General features: G+C 62.2%; 13 protein-coding genes and 2 pseudogenes. 14 read left to right on the top strand and 1 reads right to left on the bottom strand.

Annotation, left to right across the window (positions count from 1 at the left end):
* Window positions 1-5 precede the first annotated feature (5 nt).
* The gene (locus ACEXP3_RS09795; protein WP_377297090.1) at window positions 6-1553 is read left to right on the top strand and encodes an amidase; all 1548 of its coding nucleotides are present in this window, start codon (window positions 6-8) and stop codon (window positions 1551-1553) included.
* A complete protein-coding gene (locus ACEXP3_RS09790; RefSeq protein WP_377297089.1) occupies window positions 1550-2887 on the top strand; it encodes an amidase in 1338 nt (445 codons plus the stop codon). Before ACEXP3_RS09795 ends, ACEXP3_RS09790 begins: the two co-directional genes overlap by 4 nt.
* Window positions 2888-2911: 24 nt before the next feature.
* Here ACEXP3_RS09790 and ACEXP3_RS09785 read toward each other — a convergent pair whose 3' ends face one another.
* On the bottom strand, window positions 2912-3811 hold the full coding sequence (locus tag ACEXP3_RS09785; RefSeq protein ID WP_377297088.1) for a LysR family transcriptional regulator: 900 nt from the start codon (window positions 3809-3811) through the stop codon (window positions 2912-2914).
* 432 nt (window positions 3812-4243) lie between these two features.
* Here ACEXP3_RS09785 and ACEXP3_RS09780 point away from each other — a divergent pair, with 432 nt between their 5' ends.
* The 12 genes and pseudogenes from ACEXP3_RS09780 (at window position 4244) to ACEXP3_RS09730 (ending at window position 14459) form a co-directional block, all read left to right on the top strand.
* Window positions 4244-4921: an isochorismatase family protein gene (locus ACEXP3_RS09780; RefSeq protein ID WP_377297087.1), complete on the top strand. Its 678-nt coding sequence runs from the start codon at window positions 4244-4246 to the stop codon at window positions 4919-4921.
* A gap of 1 nt (window position 4922) precedes the next feature.
* Complete coding sequence (locus tag ACEXP3_RS09775; protein WP_377297086.1) at window positions 4923-5864, top strand: polysaccharide deacetylase family protein; 942 nt, start codon at window positions 4923-4925, stop codon at window positions 5862-5864.
* Window positions 5864-6796: a polysaccharide deacetylase family protein gene (locus tag ACEXP3_RS09770; RefSeq protein WP_377297085.1), complete on the top strand. Its 933-nt coding sequence runs from the start codon at window positions 5864-5866 to the stop codon at window positions 6794-6796. The genes ACEXP3_RS09775 and ACEXP3_RS09770 overlap by 1 nt, the downstream gene beginning before the upstream one ends.
* Window positions 6797-6858: 62 nt before the next feature.
* Window positions 6859-8265 (top strand): 3-isopropylmalate dehydratase large subunit, encoded by a 1407-nt coding sequence (gene leuC / locus ACEXP3_RS09765; RefSeq protein WP_377297084.1) that lies wholly within the window; start codon window positions 6859-6861, stop codon window positions 8263-8265.
* A gap of 11 nt (window positions 8266-8276) precedes the next feature.
* Window positions 8277-8891, top strand: a complete 615-nt coding sequence (gene leuD / locus ACEXP3_RS09760; RefSeq protein WP_377297083.1) for a 3-isopropylmalate dehydratase small subunit — start codon at window positions 8277-8279, stop codon at window positions 8889-8891.
* A gap of 56 nt (window positions 8892-8947) precedes the next feature.
* Window positions 8948-10165: an ABC transporter substrate-binding protein gene (locus ACEXP3_RS09755; RefSeq protein WP_377297082.1), complete on the top strand. Its 1218-nt coding sequence runs from the start codon at window positions 8948-8950 to the stop codon at window positions 10163-10165.
* A 65-nt stretch (window positions 10166-10230) separates the two neighbouring features.
* The gene (locus tag ACEXP3_RS09750; protein ID WP_210106603.1) at window positions 10231-11097 is read left to right on the top strand and encodes a branched-chain amino acid ABC transporter permease; all 867 of its coding nucleotides are present in this window, start codon (window positions 10231-10233) and stop codon (window positions 11095-11097) included.
* On the top strand, window positions 11097-12077 hold the full coding sequence (locus ACEXP3_RS09745; protein ID WP_377297081.1) for a branched-chain amino acid ABC transporter permease: 981 nt from the start codon (window positions 11097-11099) through the stop codon (window positions 12075-12077). The genes ACEXP3_RS09750 and ACEXP3_RS09745 overlap by 1 nt, the downstream gene beginning before the upstream one ends.
* Window positions 11971-12543, top strand: a pseudogene (locus ACEXP3_RS24715) (ABC transporter ATP-binding protein); the annotation flags it as partial. The gene ACEXP3_RS09745 and the pseudogene ACEXP3_RS24715, both read left to right, overlap by 107 nt.
* 93 nt (window positions 12544-12636) lie before the next feature.
* Window positions 12637-12810, top strand: a pseudogene (locus ACEXP3_RS24710) (ABC transporter ATP-binding protein C-terminal domain-containing protein); the annotation flags it as partial.
* On the top strand, window positions 12803-13504 hold the full coding sequence (locus ACEXP3_RS09735) for an ABC transporter ATP-binding protein (RefSeq protein WP_377297079.1): 702 nt from the start codon (window positions 12803-12805) through the stop codon (window positions 13502-13504). The pseudogene ACEXP3_RS24710 and the gene ACEXP3_RS09735, both read left to right, overlap by 8 nt.
* Before the next feature lie 61 nt (window positions 13505-13565).
* Window positions 13566-14459, top strand: a complete 894-nt coding sequence (locus ACEXP3_RS09730) for an isocitrate lyase/PEP mutase family protein (protein ID WP_281067751.1) — start codon at window positions 13566-13568, stop codon at window positions 14457-14459.
* The last annotated feature ends 27 nt before the right edge of the window (window positions 14460-14486 follow it).

Genomic DNA, 14486 nt, shown 5'->3' with positions numbered 1-14486 from the left:
TGAGCATGCCCGCTGCCGAGGCGTCCCTTCAATCGCATCTCGCAGCGGGCGAGGCACTGGATCCACTGACCCTGATCGATCCGGGAGCGGCGGATCGTCGCTTTGATGATGCCGCCGTCGTATCCTGCACGCTGGAGGCGGCGCCGATTGAAGCCGCCGCGTCTGCCGTGTCGCCACGGCAGGCGGGTGTCGATGAACTCCTCTCGGCCTATGCGGGCGGACATCTGACGCCGTCCGACGTTCTCGGCGAATTGTCGAACGCCATTTCGGCGACGAGAGCAGGGCATGAGGCGGTACTGCGTCTCGTGCCCGGCGCGCTGGATGCTGCGCGCGACAGTGACCGTCGCTTCCGCCGCGGCACGGCGCGCCCCCTGGAGGGCATTCCCTTCGGCGTGAAGGACATCATCGACGTCGCGGATGCGACGGTGACCTCCGGTTCGCATTTTACCGGCAACCGTATTGCGCCTGCCGATGCCGCAGCGGTTGCAGAGCTGCGCGCGGTCGGCGCCATTCCCTTCTGCATGACGGCAACCACGGAATTTGCCACGGGCTCGCCGCACAATCCGCGTTTCGGCACCGTGACCAATCCCTGGGACGAAACGCGCTGGACAGGTGGTTCGTCCACCGGATCAGGTTCCGGTTTGGCGGCCCGGTTGATGCCGCTTGCGCTTGGCTCCGATACCGGTGGCTCGATCCGCGTTCCTTCCTGCTGGTGCGGAACGACGGGGTTGAAGCCCAGCCGCGAAAGCGTCTCGCGCCGGGGCGTCGCGCCGCTCTCCTGGACGCTGGATCATATCGGCCCGATGGCGCGTTCGGCGCGCGATATCGCCCGCGTCCTGCCTTTCATGACGGCTGAGCCGGATCAGGTACTTGCGGACCAGTGTCGGGATGTTCTCGCCAATGCGTCCGTGGATGGGCTTCGTCTCGGTGTGCCGGTCAACTGGTTCATCGAAGAGGTCGATGATGCCGTTCTTGCCAACTGGCAAAGCGCGCTCAAGACCCTGGAAGGGCTGGGATGCACCCTGGTGCCGCTCCGGGCCCTTGATATCCGTGCGGGCCACGAGGCTGGCTGGGTGATCCTGCAATGCGAACTGGCCGCCCTGCATTCGCCTCGGCTCGATCGATCCGACCTGTTCGACAAGGGCCTGCTGCACCGGCTGAACAATGGCCTTCAGGTCTTGGCGCTTGACTATATCAGGGCGCTGCAGGTGCGCGCTGAGGCGCAGGCCGGTTTCCTGAAAGCCATGGCCGATGTGGACCTGGTTGTGACGCCCGGCATCGGCGGCGAGGCCGGCCGGCTCGACAGCCTGACGGTTGATGTGAATGGCATGGCGAAATCGTTCCAGGAGGTGATTTCGCGCAATACCATGATTTTTGACGTGACCGGGCTGCCGGCGCTCATGCTGCCCTCGGGCTTTGGCCGGTGCGGCCTGCCGACCGGCATCCAGATCGTCGGCCGGCCTCATGCCGATGCTCTGTGCCTGCGGCTCGGCTCCGCTTTCCAGGAGGTCACGGATTTCCACAGGCAGCTGCCACCGGGGTTCCTGTCATGAACCGACCGTTCCCTCCATCCGTTGGTTTCAATGAACTCAGTGCGTCCGATGCGCTCGCCCTTATGCGCGAAGATCGCCTGACGGCCCGTGAGCTTGTGGAAGCGTGTCTGCGCCGCATCCGCGAACGCGATGGCGACGTGAAGGCCTGGCTCGCCATCAACCCCCACGCCCTCTCGGAGGCTGACCGTCTCGATCGTCTGCCTGCAGAAAAGCGCGGGCGCCTGCATGGGCTGCCGATTGCGGTGAAGGATGTGTTTGATACCCGCGATCTGGCGACGACCTATAATTCGCCGCTCTATGACTGCTTCCAGCCGGCTGCCGATGCAGCCGTTGTCGATCTTCTGCGTTCCGAGGGCGCCATCCTTCTGGGCAAGACCGACACGACGGAATTCGCAGCCGCCGGGCGCAACGCGCTGACCGGCAATCCGCATGACCTGACGCGGACCTCCGGCGGGTCTTCGGCCGGATCGGCGGCCGCCGTTGCCGATTGCCACGTGCCCCTGGCGCTTGCCACGCAGACGGGCGGTTCGACCATCCGTCCCGGTTCCTTCTGCGGCGTGTTTGCCTTCAAGCCGAGTTTCGGCCGCGTCAGTCGCGAAGGCGTCAAGCTCTACGCGATCAGTTTCGATACGGTGGGCTGGTACGCGCGCAGCGTGGCGGATCTGGCGATCCTTGCTTCTGTTTTAGGGCTCGACGAGCCGCTTGACGTGGTGCAGGACAAAACATTTCTGCGCATCGCCCTTACCGCCGGCCCCTATCGCGATCGCCTGCAGCGGGAGAGCCTGGAGGCTTTGGATCTTGCGGCGAGACGCCTGCGAGATGCCGGCCATCAGGTCGATCTTTTGGATCTGCCTGCAGATTTCGCGATGCTTGACCACCATCACCGGGTGATCCTGCACCGGGAAGGGCAGGCTGCGTTTCGCAATCTTGCCCTTCGCCATGGCGCGGCGCTTCACGATGATTTCCATCACCGGGTGGACAATCGCGATGGGTCGACGCTGTCCGATCTGAGGCAAGCCTATGACGCCATGGCGCTCGCGCGGATCGATTTTGACCGGCTGGTGGCCCCTTACGATCTACTGATTGCGCCAAGCGCACCGGGCTTTGCGCCGGTCGGACGGATCCCCGGAGATCCGGTCTTCAACGCCTCCTGGACACTGCTCGGCGTGCCGTGCCTGAATGTGCCGCTGCCTCTCTGCGAGCCCTCGCTGCCAGTGGGTGTGACATTGATCGGTCCCCGTTTTTCAGACAGCCACCTGCTGGCAAACGCCACCCGCCTTGCCCCCGTTCTTCAGACACAGCCTGCGGACGATGGGCAGGCCTCGGCGACGTAGCCAGCTGCACTTGGGTCGCCGGAGTTACAGGCCCGTCGTCATCAGCGCCGGGATCTGCTGCTCGAAATATGTCGAAAACGACGCGATGCGGGGCGGCAATGTCTGGTAGGGCGGATAATAGAGGGTCAGCCAAAGATCCGGGGGCGACCAGTTCTGAAGGACATGCACCAGCCGCCCCGTCTTCAGATGTTCGGCAATATGGAAGCCCGGCAACAGGGCGACGCCCGCGCCATCCGCCGCCATGTCGGCCAGCACTTCGCCGCTATTGGCGCTGAAGGCACGGCCTGCCGATATGGTGTGGGTCGAGGCGCCGTCCGACAGGATCCAGTTTTCGCGGCGGCTTTCGCCGCTATAGGCCAGGCAGTCGTCCGGTGCCAGTTCGCCGGGGTGCTGCATATCGACGAAGCGACTTCTTGGGGCTGCCACCAGGATCCGCGGCACGATGCGGATCTTTCGCCAGATCGTGAACTTGTCCGAGGGTTGGGAGGAGATGCGGATGGCCAGATCGAAATCGTCGTCGACGATATCGACCAGCGCATCCGACAGGGAGACCTCGAAACTGATCAACGGATGGAGTTGGCGAAAGCCGGACAGGATCGGCGGCAGAACCGCTTTGCCGAACCAGGTCGGCGCGCTGATCCTCAGGCGGCCCTGATCGGCCTTGTGGGCATTGCGCACATCCTTTCGCGCGCTGTCGAGGGCGGCAATGGCGGGCTGGATCTGGGCGGCAAACACCGCGCCATCGGTGGTCAGCGATACCTGCCGCGTGGTGCGCACAAAAAGCTGAACCCCCAGATCCGCTTCGAGGGCGGCAATCGCCCTTGTCACCGCAGCCGGCGTCATATCCAGCTCACGCGCTACCTGGGCGAAGCTGCGCTTTTCAGCAGCCAGAAGGAAGGTCTTCAGCGCCTTGTAATCGTTCATGGCATTGTTTCATCTGCGATAATTTATCGTGAAATTTTATTGCAGTTTCGCTATCGCCGCAAGCGCGGTTGCGGGATGCGTCCGCATGGGTGCGCAGTTGTTAGACGGAGGCATGCGAGACGGATGGTCCGGCGTGGCAAAGAGGACTGGGAGGCGGAGGCGACGATCCGCTTGACGATAAGAGCGGGGAGATCTGTCCACGCGGCGCGCGCAGGCCCCGCGAATCTGACTAAGTCGGCGGCAGGTTCCGGCGCATTTTTCGGCAAATGCCCTGCTTAGCGCAGTGGTGAAAAAAGGTGCGGACAGCCCCCGTCAATGGCCTTTACAAATGATATAAAGTGATAACAATAGGCAATGAAGAAGCCCGTTGCCGCTGGGGATAAGTCCGAATGGACAATGTAGCGGACGGCGGATGAGATACTGGAGGCCCAAATGGAAATGTCGTCGCTTACCGCTCGTCAGCTGTATGAGCAGGCCAAGGCCAACCCCACGCGCAAGCGCTTCGGCTTCGGCCGCAAGCCGATGTTGATCAATATCGATCTGCAGTGTGCCTATACATCGCTCGGCGAGTTCGTCACGGCCTACGAGACGGATCCGAAGCAGCTCGATTACGTCAACACGCTTTCTCAGCTGGCGCGGGACAAGAGCCTGCCGGTCACCTGGACCTATGTGGCCTATATGGAATCGGGCGAGGATTGCGGCGTCTGGGGCACGCGAACCAATACGCCGGACTCGCTGCAGAACATCAAGGTTGGCTCGCGCCGCGCCGAGTTCGATCCGCGCCTCAAGATCGATCACGTCAAGGACGTTGTCATCAACAAGCGGATGGCCTCGCCCTTCCATGAAACCAATCTGCAGTCGCTGATGGTCTGGCACCAGTGCGACACGGTGGTGATCACCGGCGGATCGACGTCCGGCTGCGTCAGGGCCTGTGTCGTGGATTCCATCTCACGTGGCTACCGCGTCATCGTTCCGGAAGAATGCGTGGCCGACAAGCATGAGAGCCCGCATTTCGCCAACCTCTATGACATCGCAATCAAGTATGGCGACGTCATTCCGGTCGCCGACGCGATTGCCTGGTACGAGGCCTATCAGCCGGAGGTTCGCTGAGATGGCCGGCGAACCCATGAAGTCGGATCTGGGGCTTTACGATTATCTGCCCTGGCCGAACCGTCCGAAAATCGTCTGGCCGGGCAACAAGAAGATCGCGGTCTGGATCGCGCCCAATATCGAGTTCTACGAGTATAATCCGCCCAACAATCCGACGCGCACGCCCTGGGCGCGGCCGAACCCGGATGTGCTGCAATATTCGCACCGCGATTACGGCAACCGGGCGGGCTGGCAGCGGATGATGGCGGCGATGGATCGCGCCGGCTTTCGCGGTTCGGTTTCGCTGAACGTCGCCCTTTGCGATCACCATCCGGAGATCATCAAGGCCTGCGCCGATCGCGGCTGGGAATTCTTCTCCCACGGCATCTACAACACCCGCTATGTCTATAATCTCGACATCGAACAGGAACGCGAAATCATTCGCGACGCCTTCCAGACGGTGCGCAAGCACACCGGGCAGGAGCTTGCCGGCTGGCTGTCTCCTGCGCTGTCCAACAATTTCTGGACCATGGACATCCTGTCGGAGGCGGGCATCCAGTATACCTGCGACATGTTCCATGACGACCAGCCGATGCCGGTCAAGGTCAAGTCCGGCAAGTTGATCTCGATGCCCTACTCGCTCGAGATGAACGACGTCATCGTCTACAACACGCAGAAGGTGACGCCGCGCCACTATGGCGAAATGATCAAGCGGCAGTTCGATCAGCTCTACAAGGAAGGCGATGAGAGCGGCACGGTGATGTGCATTCCGCTGCACCCCTATCTGGTGGGCCAGCCGCACCGGATCGACGCCTTTGCCGAAGCCATCGAATATATCGCAGGCCATGACGGTGTCTGGCAGACCACCGGTCGCGAAATCGCTGCGGCCTATCATGCAAGCGGCGCCTATGACGCCATGACTGCGGCGATGGCTGCCCATCATGCCGGCAAGGAGGCGCGCTGATGTCCATGCCCGATGATTACCTCAAATATCCCGAACGTCATTACGGCATGGACCAGGATCGTTACGCCTGGAGCGATCTGTTCCAGCGTGCGCCGATTGCCTGGCCGAATGGCGCCCGGATCGCTCTGTCCATCGTCACCCATGTGCAGCATTTCCCGCTCGACATGCCGTCCAAGCCCTTCAAGGCTCCGGGTGCGCTCTCGATGCCCTATCCCGACTTCCGCTATTACACGAACCGCGATTACGGCAACCGCGTCGGCATCTTCCGGATCCTCAGGCTGCTTGGCGAAAAGGGCCTAAAGGCGAGCTTTGCCATCAACGGCATTATTGCCAGCCGCTATCCGGCGCTGGTGGATGCGGTGACAGAGGGCGGGCATGAGGTGGTCGCCCATGGGCTCGATATGGGCAAGGTTCACCATTCCGGCCTGTCGCGGGACGAAGAAAACGCCATTATCGCCGAGGCTCTGTCCCTGCTTCGGGAAAAGACCGGGCAGGCCGTCACGGGTTGGCTGTCACCCGGTCGCGCGCAGGGCTTCCACACGCCGGACCTGCTTGCCCGAAACGGTGTGACCTACAGTCTGGACTGGGCAAACGACGATCTGCCCTATGAAATGCGCACGGACAACGGCCCGCTGATCGCCATGCCCATGGCCTATGAAACCGACGACCGGGTGGTGGCGGACGAATATTTCCAGTCGGAGGCGGACTGGGCGCAGCAGGTCAAGGACCGCTTCGACGTGCTCTACCGGGAAAGCGCCGAGTATGGCGGCCGTGTCATGAGCCTGCCGATCCACAGCTGGGTTTCCGGCATGCCCTACCGCATCGAACATCTGCGTGAGGTGCTTGAGTACATTCTGTCGCATGAGGGCGTGTGGACTGCGCCCACCGGCGAAATCTGTGCCGCATTCCGTGAGGCTGGCCAACAGGCCTGAGCGCGTGGGCGGGGCGTTTGCCCGCCCTTCGCAACGACATCGAATGGAAAGACCGAAACACCATGGCGCATGTTGATGCACCGCGAACAATGCTGGGCAAGATCTGGGATGAGCATGAGATATTGCGCCATCCCTCCGGCCCATCCTTGCTCTACATCGACCGGGACATGATCCACGAAGGCAGTTTCCATGCCTTTGCGGATCTGAAGCGTCGCGGCATGAAGCCGCGCCGCCCGAAGCAGATCTTTGGCGTGGCCGATCATTATGTGCCGACGCTCGGGCGTACATCGAGCGCGGCGGCAAGCCCGGCCATTGCCCATATGATCGACACGTTCGACGAAAACATGGAATGGGGTGGCGTGCGCCATTTCGGCCTCTCCAGCCGATCGCAGGGCATCGTGCATGTCGTGGCCCCCGAGCAGGGGATCACGCTGCCGGGCCTCACCATCGTCTGTTCCGACAGCCATACCTCGACGCAAGGGGCGCTCGGGGCCATCGCCTTCGGCATCGGCCAATCCGAAAATGCCCATGTGCTTGCCACGCAGACCCTCTGGCAGCTGCGCCCGAAGACCATGCGGGTGACGATCAATGGCAGACTGGGCCACGGGGTCACCGCCAAGGACGTCATGCTGGCGCTGATTGCACGCATCGGCGCTGCCGGTGCCGGCGGCCATGCCATCGAATTTGCCGGTCAGGTCGTGCGGGACATGTCGATCGAGGGGCGGCTGACGCTCTGCAACATGTCGATCGAGGCGGCAGCACGGTTCGGCATGGTCGCGCCAGACGAGACGACATTCGCTTATGTCCGCGGTCGCAATTATGCACCGAACGATGGCGAATGGGAGGGTGCGATCAGGCATTGGCGCAGTCTGGTGAGCGACGCAGATGCCGAGTTCGATCACGAGATCGTCATGGATGGTTCCGATATCGCGCCGATGGTCACCTGGGGCACAAGCCCCGAAGATGCCCTTTCGATCGAGGACCGCGTGCCGGATCCGGCAAGCTTCGAGAGTGCCGACAAGCGCAAGGCGGTCGAAAAATCGCTGGACTATATGGAGCTTGCTCCCGGCACGGCGCTGTCCGGGCTGAAGCTCGACAAGGTGTTCATCGGCTCCTGCACCAATAGCCGTATCGAGGATCTGCGCGCAGCCGCCACCATCTTGAAGGGCCGCAAGGCGACCATTCCAGCCATTGTCGTGCCGGGCTCCACCCAGGTGAAGGAACAGGCGGAACGCGAAGGTCTGGCGGCCATCTTCCGCGATGCGGGTTTCGAATGGCGCGATTCGGGCTGTTCGATGTGCGCGGCGATGAACGGCGACGTCGTAGGGCCGGGCGAACGCTGTGCCTCGACCTCCAACCGGAATTTCGTCGGCCGCCAGGGGCCTGGCGCGCGCACCCATCTGGTGAGCCCCGCCATGGCGGCGGCAGCGGCCATCCATGGCTGTCTCACCGACGTGCGCAGGATTTGAAGGACGCGATGATGAAAGCCTTTACCCGCGAAACATCCACCGTCGCCGTCATCCCCGGTGTCAATTGCGATACCGACCAGATCATTCCCGGCCGCTTTCTGAAGGCCGACAGGGCGCAGGGCTACGGACAATTCCTGTTTCACGATATCCGCCGCACGGATGCCCACGAACTGGACCCGGCATTCCCGCTCAACCGGCCGGGCGCCGAGCACTCGACCGTTCTTCTGGTCGAAGACAATTTCGGCTGCGGATCGTCGCGCGAAGGTGCCGTTTACGCCCTTGTCGATCATGGCATCCGGGCACTGATCGGGCCGAGTTTTGGCGACATCTTCTTCAACAATGCGCTGAAGAACGGTCTCGTGCCGGTTCGGCTGGCAGCGGACCAGTGCCAAAGTCTCGCAGAGCATCTCAACCGCTTTCCGGATGCCGAGGTCACGGTCGATCTCGCCGCTTCCGAGCTGATCCTGCCCGGCAATCTTGGCCGGCATCCCATCATCATCGACGCTTTCGCTCGCGAGTGCATTCTGCAGGGTCTCGACGAGATCGAGATGACATTCACCTACATGGACAAAATCAAGGCTTTCGAGAGCGATCGAATGGCTTCGCATGCCTGGCTGGGCCGTTGACGGGCGGATCAGCAGGGAACCATCGCCGTCACAAAAAAACTGGGAGCATAAAAAAGATGACCTACAAGATTGATCGCCGCGACCTGTTGAAGGTGTCCGGCGCTATGGTGGCCGGTCTTGCCGCGCCGACCATCCTTCGGGCGCAGACATCCACCATCAAGGTTGGTGTCATCGAGCCTTTGACCGGCAACCTCGCCTATAACGGCACGCAGAGTGCGGCCGGTGCGAAATTTGCAGCGGAAGCCATCAATGCCGCCGGCGGCATCAAGAGCATGGGCGGTCGCAAGATCGAACTGGTGATCGTCGATGCGCAGAGCCGTCCGGAAGCAGCCGCTTCTGGCGTCGATACGCTGATCCAAGCCGGGGCCTGCGCGTTTACGGGTGCGACCGCGTCGGCGCTTGGTCTTGCCTCCTCGCAGGCCGCGGCCAAGTACAATCTGGCCCAGGTCTTCTCCATCGGCACGGCCGAAACGGTCGTGTCGCGCGGCTTGCCGAACGTGTTCCGCTTCACGCCGGGCGTCAACAAGTGCACGAGCGTTGCGCTGGAAAACCTCAAGCTTTTGAATGAGGGTGCCGGAAAGGTCGTAAAGACGGCGGCCATCGTCCATGAAGACGGTCCCTTCGGCTCCAACATGGCAAAGATCCTTGCCGAACAGCTGCCGAAGCAGGGCATTGAAGTGGTGGAAACCATCTCGCACCCGACCCCGCAGCGTGACTTCTCCAACATCGCCCTGCGCGTGAAGGCGTCCAAGGCCGATATCCTGATCCCGTCCAACTACCTCAACGAATACACGCTGATGGCGCGGGCTCTGAACCAGCAGCGCGTGGAACTGAAGGCGATCTATTCCATCCTGGGCGGTGCTGCCTCCAACATCAAGTTCGTGCGCGAAAACAACGAAGTCGCCCAGTACGTGATGGACTGCAATCACTGGTACGACCCCACCAAGGACGAATCGAAGGCGCTCGCCGCCAAGGTCGCCGAAGCCAAGCTCGACATGACCTATGACGTGATGGTTTCCTATGCGACCATTCAGGTCATCGCCGATGCTCTGGAACGCGGCGCTTCCGACGATCGCCAGAAGATGATCGAAGCGCTGGCCGCCTCGACTTTCGACAAGTCGATCATGCCCTATGGTGCGACCAAGTTCGTCAACGGCGACAACGTCAACTCGCAGCCGGTCAACACGCAGATCCGCGGCGACAAGATCGAACTGGTGTTCCCGAAGCAGTATGCGAGCGCCGAAGCCGTCTTCCCGATCCCGGCGAAGAAGTGATGTGATCCCGCCTCCGGGACGATCATCCCGGAGGCGTTCTTCCTGAGACGGAGAGGCAAGCCCTGATGTCGAGTCTGATCATTCCCGCTGTGTTGAGCGGCCTGATGATGGGAGCAGTCTATGCGCTGGTCGCGCTTGGCCTGACCCTGATTTACGGCGTGCTCCACATCATCAATTTTGCGCATGGAAGCCTGCTGATGCTGGCGCTCTATGCCGCATACTTCCTTTGGTATCATCTCGGTATCGACCCCTATCTCGCCATTCCGATCGTGCTGCCGGTCTTTTTTGCATTGGGCTATGCCCTGCAGCGCGGGCTGATTGCTCCGATGAGCAGCGGCTCGGAGCAGAATGTTCTGCTCATCACGCTTGCGGTCTCGATGATCGTCGACAATCTTGCGCTCTATTTCTGGACGTCAAACACCCGCACGGCCGATATCGCCTATGCCTATGATACCGTGGAAGTGCTGGGCGCCTTCCTGCCGCTTGGCCGGGTCATCGCCTTTTGCGCGGCACTTGCCGTTGCACCGCTGCTCTGGTGCTTCATGGCCTATACGCGCACCGGCTCCGCCATCCGCGCCGTCGCCATCGAAAAGCGCGGTGCCGAACTGGTGGGGATCGATGTCAACCATACCTATGCCGTGTGTTTTGGTATCGGCACGGCCTGCGTGGCGCTTGCCGCCTGCCTGCTTCTGCCGACCTTCTACATCACGCCGCAGGTTGGCTATACCTTCGTGCTCGTTGCCTTTACCACCGTGGTTCTCGGCGGCATGGGCAGCCTGCCGGGCGCGCTGATTGCCGGCCTGCTTCTGGGGGTGATCGAGTCACTGTGCGGTCTCTTCCTGGGCGAAAGCCTCGGGCAGATCGGCATCTTCCTCGCCTTCATCCTCATCCTTCTGTTTAAACCGTCAGGACTTCTGGGGAGAGCGCGCTGATGAAATCCCAATCCATCGGCCAGCTTGCGCTTGCCGCAGCAGCTGTCGCCTATCTCATCGGCGTCTACTTTGCCTCCTCGCCCGTCTGGATGGGCTTTACCATCAATGCCCTGGTCATCGCCGTCATTGCCATGTCCTGGAACATTACCGGCGGCTTTGGCGGGCTGTCGTCCTTCGGTCACGCCGCGCTTTTTGGCACGGGCGCCTATGCCTCTGCCGTTCTTCAGGTCAATTACGGGGTGAATGCCTGGATCGGCTTTGCGGCCGGAATTCTCGCCGGTGCCGCCATGGGCGCCTTTATCGGCGCGCTTGCCTTTCGCTACGGTCTACGCGGCTCCTACTTTGCCCTCGTGACGCTTGCCTTCGCCGAGGTGCTGCGCATCTGCGCCTCCTCCTTTGCCTTTACCGGTGGCGGCAGCGGCCTGCAATTGAAGCTCGCACCCGGCCTTGCCAACCTGCAGTTTGCCGACCGGACGGTCGTCTATACCGCCCTTCTGGTGGTCGTGGCCGCCGTGATGGCGCTGACGGCCCTCATCAAGTATTCCCGCTTCGGCGCCTATCTGATTGCCGTGCGCGAAAACGAGGATGCGGCGCGTGCGCTCGGCATCGACACCTATCGCATCAAGGTGCAGGCCATGGCGATTTCCGGGGCGTTCGGCGGTCTGGCCGGCGTGCTCTACCTGCAGCTCTGGCTCTTCATCGACAGCACCGTCGTCTACGGCAGCGGGATTTCCATCGAGGCCCTGATCGGTCCGATCATCGGCGGCGCCGGCACGGTCTGGGGGCCACTGCTCGGCACGCTCGGCCTGCACCTCTTGGGCGAGGGCGCCAAGCATCTGCTTCCCAACGCGCCGGGTCTTAACTTCGTGCTGTATGCGGTCGTGCTCATCTGCGCGCTGCGCTTCCTGCCGCAGGGGCTGGTGGGACTTGCCGGCAAAATCGGTGCCTCCAAGAAGAAGAAGGAGAGCGGGGATGCTTGAGGTTCGCAATCTCTCGAAAAGCTTCGGAGGCCTGAAGGCGGTGACGGATGCCACGCTCGATGTGGCGGAAGGCTCGATCGTCGGGCTTCTCGGACCAAACGGTGCCGGCAAGACGACCTGCTTCACGATGATTGCCGGCTTTACCAGGCCGGACGAAGGCTCCGTTCGCTTCAAAGGGCAGGATATCACCGGCCTTGCGCCGCATCGCATCTGCGCGCTCGGCATGATCCGCACCTTCCAGATCGTCCAGCCCTTTGCCGGTTTGACGGTGCAGGAAAACATCGCGGTCGGCGCCTACCTGCATCATCACAACCGTCATGAGGCGATGTCTGTGGCGCGCGATGTCGGCAAGCGGCTGGGCATGGGCGGCATGCTCGACCGGCCCGCCTCGTCGCTGACGATTGCCGGTCGAAAGCGGCTAGAGCTTGCCCGGGCACTTGCGACAGGGGCCAAGCTTCTGCTGCTCGACGAGGTCATGGCAGGGCTCATCCCCTCGGAGATTTCCGAGATCGTCGGCATCATTCGCCAGATCCGCGACGAGGGCCACACCTTCCTGATGATCGAGCACGTGATGCAGGCCGTGATGAGCCTTGCAGAGACGGCTTATGTTTTGAACCAGGGCAAGATGATTGCCCACGGACCGCCGCGAGAGCTGGTACGGGATCCCTCCGTCGTGGAAGCCTATCTCGGTCACGGCGCGGCCACCCGCCTGCAGGAGGCACACCATGCTTGAGATTTCCGGCATCAAGGCAGGCTATGGCTCGATGGCCGTGCTGCAAGGGCTCGACATGCGCGTCGAGGCCGGCGAGATCGTGGCGCTCCTCGGCTCCAATGGTGTCGGCAAGACGACGCTCAACAATGTCATCTCCGGCTTCATCCGGCCAAGTGCGGGCAGCATATCCTTCAAGGGCGTGCCGCTTTCCGGCAAGAAGCCGCGCGATATCGTGGCGCTCGGTATCGCGCATGTCCCGGAAGGCCGCAAGATTTTCCCGAACCTCTCGGTGGCCGAAAACCTGAAGCTTGGCGCCTTTCGCCGGGCATCGGCCAACAGGGCGCGCAATTTCGACCATATCTGCACGATCTTTCCGCGGCTGAAGGAGAGGCTGGCCCAGTTGGCCGGGACGCTCTCCGGCGGCGAGCAGCAGATGCTGGCGATTGGCCGCGGCATGATGTCGGAGCCGGACCTGATCATCCTCGACGAGCCGTCGCTTGGGCTTTCGCCGCTGATGGTCGAGGAAATGTTCAGCCTGATTACCAGGATCAATGGCGAAGGTGTGGCGGTGCTTTTGGTCGAGCAGAACGTCATGCAGTCGCTCACGGTTGCCAAGCGCGCCTATGTCATCGAGCAAGGACGGTTCGTGATGCAGGGGGAGGCGGCAGAACTGCTCGCCGATCCGCAGTTGCGTCAGGCCTATCTCGGAATGTGAACAGCGCTCCGGCCGTCTTCCGGCCGGAAGCGCCCGAATTTACGCAGAAACGGAGAATACGATGTCTCTTACCCGGACCCAACGCCTGCGACAGGCTCTCGCAGGTGAACGAGCCCTCATGGCTCCAGGCGTGGTGGACGCCATGTATGCGCGCCTCGTCGCGGAAGCCGGTTTCCAGGCCATGTACATGACCGGTGCCGGCACGTCAGCAACCCGCCTTGGCTATCCCGATGTCGGCCTGTTGACGATGACCGAAATGGTCGACAATGCCACGCGCATCGCCGATGCCTCCGACGTGCCGCTGATCGCCGATGCCGACAACGGCTTTGGTGGCCCCTTGAACGTGCGTCGTGCGATCCAGCTTTATGAACGCGGCGGCGTGGCAGCCGTGCATCTGGAAGATCAGGTTCTGCCGAAGCGCTGCGGCCATCTGGCCGGCAAGCAGCTCATCTCGGCGCAGGACATGGTTGCCAAGGTAAAGGCGGCGGTGGATGCCCGCATCGACGAGAATTTCGTCGTCATTGCCCGCACGGATGCGCTGGCCCTGCAGGGACGCAACGCCGCCTTCGACCGCGCCGAAATGTACCGCGAAGCCGGCGCGGACGTGATTTTCATCGAAAGCCCCGGCCCCGACGACCTGCCGCATATTGCACCGCGCTTTCCGGGGATCCCGTTGCTCTACAACATGGCGACATCCGGCAAGACGCCCTTCCTCACCCGCACGGAAATCGAGGCGCTGGGCTTCAAGCTCATCATCTATCCCAACTGGTTGCTGCTGTCGGCCTGCGAGGCGGCGCGCAAGACGCTGGACGTGCTGAAGACCGAGGAGACGATCGCCTCGATCGCACCCAACGTGATGAATTTCAAGCAGTTCTTCGACATGGCTCGCATGCCGGAAATCCAGGAACTGGAAGCACGCTACGGCACACCGGAAGAAAATCGCACGACGTACTGAGCGCGCCTCAAACGGCGCGCCTCTTTC

Source organism: Neorhizobium fuzhouense (genome assembly GCF_042611105.1).
Taxonomy (GTDB): domain Bacteria; phylum Pseudomonadota; class Alphaproteobacteria; order Rhizobiales; family Rhizobiaceae; genus Neorhizobium; species Neorhizobium galegae_A.
Note: the sequence above shows the minus strand (reverse complement) of the source record. Positions and strands in the feature narration are given on the sequence as shown.

Excerpts from the sequence above, each read along its gene's own strand:
- ACEXP3_RS09795 (WP_377297090.1), top strand. The coding sequence starts at position 6 with ATGCCCGCTGCCGAGGCGTCCCTTCAATCGCATCTCGCAGCGGGCGAG.
- ACEXP3_RS09790 (WP_377297089.1), top strand. The coding sequence starts at position 1,550 with ATGAACCGACCGTTCCCTCCATCCGTTGGTTTCAATGAACTCAGTGCG.
- ACEXP3_RS09785 (WP_377297088.1), bottom strand. The coding sequence starts at position 3,811 with ATGAACGATTACAAGGCGCTGAAGACCTTCCTTCTGGCTGCTGAAAAG.
- ACEXP3_RS09780 (WP_377297087.1), top strand. The coding sequence starts at position 4,244 with ATGGAAATGTCGTCGCTTACCGCTCGTCAGCTGTATGAGCAGGCCAAG.
- ACEXP3_RS09775 (WP_377297086.1), top strand. The coding sequence starts at position 4,923 with ATGGCCGGCGAACCCATGAAGTCGGATCTGGGGCTTTACGATTATCTG.
- ACEXP3_RS09770 (WP_377297085.1), top strand. The coding sequence starts at position 5,864 with ATGTCCATGCCCGATGATTACCTCAAATATCCCGAACGTCATTACGGC.
- leuC (WP_377297084.1), top strand. The coding sequence starts at position 6,859 with ATGGCGCATGTTGATGCACCGCGAACAATGCTGGGCAAGATCTGGGAT.
- leuD (WP_377297083.1), top strand. The coding sequence starts at position 8,277 with ATGAAAGCCTTTACCCGCGAAACATCCACCGTCGCCGTCATCCCCGGT.
- ACEXP3_RS09755 (WP_377297082.1), top strand. The coding sequence starts at position 8,948 with ATGACCTACAAGATTGATCGCCGCGACCTGTTGAAGGTGTCCGGCGCT.
- ACEXP3_RS09750 (WP_210106603.1), top strand. The coding sequence starts at position 10,231 with ATGTCGAGTCTGATCATTCCCGCTGTGTTGAGCGGCCTGATGATGGGA.
- ACEXP3_RS09745 (WP_377297081.1), top strand. The coding sequence starts at position 11,097 with ATGAAATCCCAATCCATCGGCCAGCTTGCGCTTGCCGCAGCAGCTGTC.
- ACEXP3_RS09735 (WP_377297079.1), top strand. The coding sequence starts at position 12,803 with ATGCTTGAGATTTCCGGCATCAAGGCAGGCTATGGCTCGATGGCCGTG.
- ACEXP3_RS09730 (WP_281067751.1), top strand. The coding sequence starts at position 13,566 with ATGTCTCTTACCCGGACCCAACGCCTGCGACAGGCTCTCGCAGGTGAA.